The sequence below is a fragment of the Bacillus sp. ok061 genome (assembly GCF_900108285.1).
GTDB lineage: Bacteria > Bacillota > Bacilli > Bacillales > Bacillaceae_G > Bacillus_A > Bacillus_A thuringiensis_S.
Genome location: NZ_FNUW01000085.1, coordinates 1 through 1434, shown reverse-complemented (window position 1 = coordinate 1434; position 1434 = coordinate 1). Strand labels below are relative to the sequence as shown.

Genomic DNA, 1434 nt, shown 5'->3' with positions numbered 1-1434 from the left:
TGAAGTGAACCCCGAAAGTTAGACAGGTCGTTTCATTAGGCAGGCTCTAGGGTATGAGCCCGGTATTGTACTGGGCTCATACCCTTTAATTTTGCCTTAATTCTTTTATGATTATAGTATTCTATATACTTTGCTAATTCTTGTTTGAAATGTGTTATACTTTCAAATTCTTTTCGATACAGAAATTCCGATTTCATGATACCGAAGAAATTTTCAATAACGGCATTGTCATAACAGTTTCCTTTGCGAGACATACTTTGAGTTATGCCACAATTCTTAAGAGAATGACGGTATTGTTTCATTTGATAGTGCCAACCTTGATCAGAGTGAATGAGGAGTTTATCCGGATCGGTTACACAATAAAGAGCTTGTTCCAACATCGTTGAAACAAGGGAATAGGTCGGTCTTGAACCAATTGTATACGTGATAATTTCACCATTAAATAAATCCAACATTGGTGATAGGTATAACTTCTCCCCAAATAACTTAAACTCCGTAATATCTGTAACCCACTTTTCATTTGGTTTTTCAGCTTGGAAGTTGCGATTTAAAATATTTGGCGCAATTTTCCCAACTGTCCCTTTGTAAGAGCGATATTTTTTCATACGAACCAGACATTTTAACCCTAATTCTTTCATAAGGCGATACACTTTTTTATGATTTACTTTGTGTCCACGATTCATAAGTTCATCACGAATACGACGATAACCATAACACCCATCGTGTTCATTATAAATAGCTTGAATCCGTTCTTTTACCTCCGCATTTGGATCAGGACGATTAAAACGTTTCATCCAGTAATAGTACGTACTACGTGGAATGTTTGCGAGTTGAAGTAACTCCTTGATAGGAAATTCATGCCTTAACTCGTAGATTACTTGCGCTTTGTCTTGTTTGGTGATTTTTCTTTGTTTTGAACTAAGGCATTCAACTTTTTTAAATATGCATTTTCCATACGTAAACGCTCATTTTCCACTTGTAAGGCTTCGATTGATCCTTCATCTACTGGTTTTATTTTTTTATCTTTCATGGTTGGACGCCCCTTTTTCTTTGATTGTAGGGCATCCAATCCTCCTGTTTCATAAGCTATTTTCCATTTCCGAAGTGTTTCATAAGACGGTATATTGAAAAGTGCCGCTGTTTCTCTGATAGATGTCCCGTGTTCATTCATATAATAAAGTACATCTAGTTTATACTGGGCTGGGTAGAATGTATAGCACTTTTCAAAGGCCTTTTCACCTGAAGACTCATATCGTCTAATCCACTCACGAAGTACGCTAGGGTTAACTCCTATAGATTTAGCAATTGTTTTTCCACTTTCTGTACCATCTAAATATCGTTTCACCGCTTGGATTTTTTCTTTTGAAGAAAATTTAGCCATAAAAAATGCACCTCCAATTGTTAGGCTGTGTCTAACAATTGGGGTGCACTTCA

1 protein-coding gene is annotated in these 1434 nt (G+C 36.4%); it reads right to left on the bottom strand.

Annotation, left to right across the window (positions count from 1 at the left end; all coding sequences use genetic code 11):
- Positions 1-35: 35 nt before the first annotated feature.
- Positions 36-1381 (bottom strand): IS3-like element ISBth10 family transposase gene (locus C4S65_RS33915; protein ID WP_098838494.1). Its coding sequence is split into 2 segments (ribosomal slippage): positions 36-940 and positions 940-1381, totalling 1347 coding nucleotides; the frame shifts between segments, so codons are not numbered across the junction.
- Positions 1382-1434 lie beyond the last annotated feature (53 nt).